5 protein-coding genes are annotated in these 6,434 nt (G+C 51.1%); 4 read left to right on the forward strand and 1 reads right to left on the reverse strand.

What is annotated here, in order from left to right; all coding sequences use genetic code 11:
• Positions 1-651 precede the first annotated feature (651 nt).
• From JRI89_16025 to JRI89_16035, 3 genes are all read left to right on the forward strand, one after another.
• The gene (locus tag JRI89_16025) at positions 652-1,815 is read left to right on the forward strand and encodes an inositol-3-phosphate synthase (protein MBW2072747.1); all 1,164 of its coding nucleotides are present in this window, start codon (positions 652-654) and stop codon (positions 1,813-1,815) included.
• A complete protein-coding gene (locus JRI89_16030) occupies positions 1,760-3,091 on the forward strand; it encodes an NTP transferase domain-containing protein (protein ID MBW2072748.1) in 1,332 nt (443 codons plus the stop codon). Before JRI89_16025 ends, JRI89_16030 begins: the two co-directional genes overlap by 56 nt.
• A gap of 535 nt (positions 3,092-3,626) precedes the next feature.
• Positions 3,627-4,613, forward strand: a complete 987-nt coding sequence (locus JRI89_16035) for a rhomboid family intramembrane serine protease (GenBank protein MBW2072749.1) — start codon at positions 3,627-3,629, stop codon at positions 4,611-4,613.
• A 3-nt stretch (positions 4,614-4,616) separates the two neighbouring features.
• Here the strand turns inward: JRI89_16035 and JRI89_16040 are convergent, their stop codons facing one another.
• Complete coding sequence (locus tag JRI89_16040; GenBank protein ID MBW2072750.1) at positions 4,617-5,585, reverse strand: GTP pyrophosphokinase; 969 nt, start codon at positions 5,583-5,585, stop codon at positions 4,617-4,619.
• Between the two features lie 484 nt (positions 5,586-6,069).
• Between JRI89_16040 and JRI89_16045 the strand changes: the two genes are divergently transcribed.
• Positions 6,070-6,434, forward strand: a 365-nt coding sequence (locus JRI89_16045; GenBank protein MBW2072751.1) for an Hsp20/alpha crystallin family protein, incomplete at its 3' end; no start/stop codon positions are given.

Below are 6,434 nucleotides of genomic sequence, written 5' to 3' on the forward strand. Positions count from 1 at the left end.
AGTGGGAGGTTGACGAGTAAATAGGCTCAAATGAAAAAAAATAGAGAAAAGTACGCGGCTAAGGCAAATTATTACTATGCAGATGTTCTGATTTGAAAATATTTTCTCTGCTTTCAATATTATCCGCCTTGAATTTTTTCTATTAATTATTAAATTTAGATTCGCTAGCACTCCATAGCGGTGAGTGCTGACAGGCTGCTGTGGCACTGGAATGCTTTGAGAGCAAGAATTGCCGCCTTATTCAGGGTGCTTCATGAATTTGCGCTGCTGAATTGTGAAAAATTGCTGAAGCACTGGCGACGCAAAGTCTTGGAGTGCCCGGGCGGTGTTGTGCCATGCTTCTTGGGGACCAGAGGTGAACCGTTTCTGTAGGGCTGTGCAGGTGCCCGGCAGTTGGCCCTGTGGCAGGGACGACTGCACGGGCCACGGCGCTGGCGTGGGCGGTGGGTGATTCAGCAAGTGACCTGGATAGTCTATAACTTGGAGGGCAACCAGGAGCACTTGCTGAAGAGGATCACGGCCGAGAAGACGGCTTCCTGCCGGGAGGCAGCGCTTGTATTCGTTGCCCGCCAACTGCAGTGCAGTGAAAAGGATTGTGTGGCTGCTTGTCTTTTTACCTGAAAAGTAAGGTGATACTCAGGAGGTGAACAGATGGGCACTATCAGGGTAGGAATCATAGGTGTAGGGAACTGCGCCAGTTCTCTAATTCAGGGCATTCACTATTACCGAGACAAATCAGCTGATGAGGCTATAGGTTTGATGCACTGGGACCTTGGAGGCTACTTGCCACACGACATCGAGGTGGTTGCTGCTTTTGATATTGACCGACGGAAAGTTGGCAGAGATCTTGCGGATGCTATTTTTGCAGAACCCAATTGCACTACCACCTTTTGCAAAGAGATTCCTCACAGAGGTGTCAGGGTGCAAATGGGCCGCATTCTGGACGGATTTTCTGAACACATGCGCAACTATGACGACAAATACACTTTTGTGCTGTCCAGGGAACCTGAGCCTGATCAGCAAGAGGTGGTAAGGATTCTCAGAGAGAGCGGCGTCGAGATTCTGTTGAACTACCTGCCGGTGGGTTCAGAGAAGGCGACTCGATTTTATGCGGAATGTGCTCTGGAAGCAGGGATAGGGTTTGTCAACAATATTCCCGTTTTCATTGCCAGCAATCAGGAGTGGGCCGAGCGTTTCAAGGAGAAACGACTGCCCATTATTGGTGACGACATAAAATCACAGGTGGGGGCAACAATTGTCCATCGGGTGCTTACTGATCTTTTCAGCAAACGGGGAGTCAAGCTGGAGCGGACCTACCAGCTCAATACCGGAGGAAATACCGATTTTTTGAACATGCTCAACCGCGACCGGCTGCTGTCAAAGAAAAAGTCCAAAACCGAAGCTGTTCGATCGATTGCAGCTGATCAGCTCGACGATGAAAACATCCATATTGGTCCAAGTGATTATGTGGCCTGGCAGCGAGACAACAAAATATGCTTTATTCGCATGGAGGGCAAACTTTTCGGTGATGTTCCCATGCATTTAGACTTGCGCCTTTCTGTGGAAGATTCCCCCAATTCCGCCGGCGTTGGTATTGATGCTGTACGCTGCTGCAAGCTGGCACTGGATCGCGGCATCGGCGGGGTGCTTTACGGCCCTTCGGCCTATTTCATGAAGCATCCACCAAGACAGTACACTGATGACGAAGCCTACCGCCTCACAGAGGGCTTTATCGAAGGTATCTGGGGGAAGAGGAGCGATGAAATGCCTGATTATCGCAGCAGGCAGAGGCAGCAGGCTGTGGCGGAGGGGTAGGTGTAAGCCCCTTGTGCCGGTTCTGGGAGTCCCGCTTATCGAGCGGGTGATCCGCACTGCCAGCAACACAGGTGTCACTGATTTCTACGTTGTCACGGGCCACGAGGGGGAATGTTTGCGGTTCTTCCTCAGCGACCTGGCACGGCGGCTTCCTCACATTCACATCCACTCCATTGAAAATCCAGACTGGCAACGCGGCAACGGCACCTCTGTGCTGAGCGCCAAGGATCATCTTCAGGAGCCATTTTTCTTGTTGATGTGCGACCACCTGTTCGATTCTGCAATTATGGCTGACCTCTGCAGACAACCGCCTCCAGAGAACGAGGTCATCCTGGCGGTGGACTACAATGTTGGCAGGAGACACATAAAGAAAGAGGACGTTACTCGCGTCGCATCAAACAATGGCAGAGTGCGTGACATTGGCAAAGGGTTGGCCAGTTACAACGGTTTTGATACCGGTGTATTTCTTTGCAGTTCGGTGATATTCGAAGCGCTGGAGCAGAATGCCAATAACAGGGCGGAACTCAATCTCACGGACGGAATTCGGCGGCTGGCAGCTGAAGGTCTGGTCAGAGCAGTGGATATCGGCGGCAAGTTCTGGGTAGACGTTGATGAGCCTGGAGATCTGCTGAGAGCAGAGAATGAATTGCTTAAACAGGTGCGCCACAAACCCCATGACGGTATGGTGGCGAGATATGTCAATCGGCCGCTTTCTGTGAGGATTTCTAAACGGATTGCCAGGACTTCTATCACGCCAAATCAGGTTACTGTCCTGTCATTTCTCCTGGCGGTCATTGGGGCAGCATTTTTCACCATAAAAGGATATCTGGCCATGTTGCTTGGCGGCCTGCTGAGCCAGGCAGCTTCAATTGTTGACGGTTGCGACGGTGAACTGGCCAGACTGAAGTACTGCGAAAGCGAGTATGGCGGCTGGCTGGATGCCGTTCTGGACCGTTATGCGGATGGAATGCTGCTGCTCGCTTTAACCTGGCGAGCTCAGAGCGAGGTGAGGCCCAGTCTGGCCTTCCTGGTAGGTTTTCTGGCAATCATCGGCTCCTTCCTGGTGAGCTACACAGCCGGCAAGTACGACGCCCTCAGGCAGGAGCGCCTGGACAGCAGACTCACCTTCCGAATCGGTAGAGACCTGCGTATTTTCATCATTTTTATTGGCGCTTTTCTGAACCAGGCTTTCCTAACTTTGCTGGCCATCACTGTTGTCATGAATTTGGAAACTATTCGTCGTCTGAGAGTGTTTCGCAGATATCTGTTCAACTAGGTGTTGCTATTCATAAGACCACCAGCATTCGGTCGACAACTGAATGTTCCCCATATTGGCCCACCCGGCGCCTTGCTGCTCAGATGGTCTGGTGTCCTCGGAGGGCGGCAATATTTATTCAGCTCCACAATACTTCCAGAGTTCGGTCTGGAGATGCAGGGGCTATCCAGACTTGAGGGTGTCTGCTAAGATCAATTGGGCCAGCTTGATGTGGTTGGGGCTGTGATGCCAGCAGCGGCAACTCCTCCCTGTTGCACACTTTGACCCAAAAAGGCATAATGCTGGGATAGTCCAGCGGACTGTGGCTTGTCTCTGAGGGCGTGACCGGTTTACTTCCCGCCAACAGTGACTCCCAGTGACAAGTATTCTTATTGCTGTTGGGGCCACAAGACAGTGTAGATTGTCTCGGCAATTGCGCTCCAAAGTTGACTGTGCCCTGCACACGATTGCAGATGATGCCCACTGGTAGTCTGCCAGGCCAGTAGTCGAAGCGGCCCTGATTTTTGCGGACGGCCTCTGGCATACTCGAAATGCTATGATTCCACTCCATGATACGATTGAGTCCAGGAACTATCCAGTAGTAAATGTGTCGATCATTGCAGCAAACGTCCTTGTCTACTGGTGGCAGGTGGGAAGCGGAAGTGAACTGGCCCAGATAATATATACCTATGGCCTGGTGCCGGCACGTTATTCTATGCCGGCCATAGCCTCCTATTTCAGCCTGCCGGAGCAAGTCTTCTCCTTTTTCTCGTACATGTTCCTTCATGGTGGTTTCTGGCACCTGCTGGGCAACATGTGGTCGCTCTACATCTTCGGTGATAACGTCGAAGACAGGCTTGGCTCTGTTAAATACCTTGTCTTTTATCTCCTTTGTGGAGTGGCATCCGGCCTTTTTCATGTGGCCATCAACTATCATTCCCAGGTTCCCACCATCGGAGCCAGCGGGGCCATAGCAGGCGTTATGGGAGCGTACTTTCTGCTCTATCCACACTCTAGAATTCTCACTTTGATTCCCATCTTTTTTCTGCCTTACTTTATAGAGATACCTGCCTTTGTTTTTCTGGGTTTCTGGTTTCTTTTTCAGTTTTTCAGCGCCGCAGGAACGGTTGCCGGTGGCGGTGGCATAGCCTGGTGGGCGCACGTGGGCGGCTTCCTCTTCGGCATCCTCTTCCTCAAGATAATGGAGGCCATACCAGTTGCTGGCATGGCGAGCTGGCAGGGTCCAGGCCTGGCAAGAAAAAGAAGTCGTCGTTTGCAAGTTGTCAGCACCACTGGACAGCCAGACTCCCTTGATGTCTATGGCCGAATTACCATCACGCCCAGGGAAGCGCGCTTCGGCACCAGGAAGCTCATTAGCGTCCCTCGAGGGTTGCAGAAAAGCCTCTTGAGAGTAACCGTGCCTCCGGGGTCGCGGGGCGGCACGATTCTCCGTTTGGCGGGCATGGGAAAAGAGGGTGCTGATGGCAGCAGGGGTGATCTCTATCTGAAGATCGTCATTTCTGAGCAGGAGGACGCCGGCTGAACCTCATTGTTTCAGGTCTATCTTGTTTACCTCTATGGGCGGGGTTCTAGGGAAACGGGAAACATCTGCAGTGCAACTGTTTTCGCCCTGACTGTTGGTGAGAATGGCGCGTACAGCGGAAAGATACCCTTCCAGTGAACTGACCCGCTCTTCGAGAAGGGCCTTTGCTCTTCCTTCCAGTTGCAATGCCTCCACAGTATTGCCCAGCCCTTTGATCAGGTTCCTGCCTTCGGCTGGCTTGTATTGCTGAAACTGATAGTTGCTGTCGATTTCTTTCTTCAAAAGCTTGATGAAAGAACCCATTTCATCAGCACTGCCGAGCAATCTGTTGAGCAGCAGCAAGTATGGCGACAGGGCCGGGGCATCTCCGCTGTATGGATACCTTATCCTGTGATCCATCTCGCTCCAGGCCTCCTCTAAAACCGTACGGACCTGGATTTCCACTGGAATCGATTCTTTCTTGGAGTAGTCAAACTTGACCAGGTAATGCACAGAGCGGTAGCCGAAGGGATGCTGATAGATGCGGCAGCCCTTCTGTTTGAACTTCTTGATGAACTCGACGTGGTCTCCCACACAGACGTTGGCAGTGGCCTTCTCTATAAGTTCCCAGGTGTTGACAATAAATGAATGTATCTTCTGCCAATCTTCCTTGAAGAGGTGCAGGGCTCTAACACCAGCAAGATCTGTAATGATTGTCTGGTAGTTGTGTGGATTTATGACCAGGGAAGGTTCCTGGGCTTTCCTCCTGATAATTTTGGCGAGCAAATGGTCCGGCTCTTTGACCCGCCATCGTATGGTGTGGACTTGCTTGAGCCGTTCCAACCTCTGGGCCACGTATTGAGCAGCAACCTCTATCTTGTCGATATTGTTTATATAGTCGTTCTTGATGATGACAAGCTCGTCCCAGTTCAAGTCAGTTCGGGCGAACTCCTCGTACAGATTGAATTTTTTCAAGAATTGTGATTTTCGCATAGATCTTTGCCCCGTGTTCGCCTAAATTGCCCAGACGCCGCTTTCCTAAATAGCAGGAGCGCACTCGAACCAGGAAATCTGGGGTCTCATGTCCCGTCATACTTGACGCATGGCATCGATTTAGCACCCTGATACTTGCAGTGCTACTATATCTATACTTTAGATATCGACGGCCAAAAATCAAGGGTAATCCAGGTAGAATGATTGGCAAAAAGTATCAAAAAGGAAGTGGGTTAAAGCGGATTGGACGAGGGAGCTGTTGCATCATACTAATATTGTGATTACGCTAAGTTATACTATCTATAAAAAGAAGAAAAATGTAGGGCTCCACCCCTTGACTGCAGGGTGTTTGCGACTTAATTTTTGATCGGATCAAATATTGTTTACAAGCTTAGAGAGAAGGAGAAAACAACAAGCCCAGAACTCATGGCGGCAGGGTTTTCGCCTGACCGGGTAGTTCACCAAGAGAGGAGGTGTATGGACTATGTTGCCAACGCTGAGGTCCACTATGGGAGAACTGGAGCACGTCCGACGCGAAATGGACCGTCTCTGGGAGCGTTTCACCAGGGACTTTGTCCCTTCGACTTTCGAGCATGACTGGATTCCTTCCCTTGATCTCTCCGACACCGGTGAAAGCCTGGTGGCTGAGGTAGAGGTGCCAGGGATGGATCCAAAAGACATCGATATCTCGGTCACGGGCGACGTGCTCACTATATCTGGTGAAAAGAAGAGGGAAAGGGAAGAAAAAGAGCAGGCTTACCATCTTGTGGAGCGCAGCTATGGCAAGTTCAGTCGATCCATCCGTTTGCCTGCGACGGTAGACCCGGATCGAGTGGAAGCCTCCTACAA

This window comes from Deltaproteobacteria bacterium (assembly GCA_019309045.1).
Lineage (GTDB): Bacteria > Desulfobacterota > Syntrophobacteria > BM002 > BM002 > JAFDGZ01.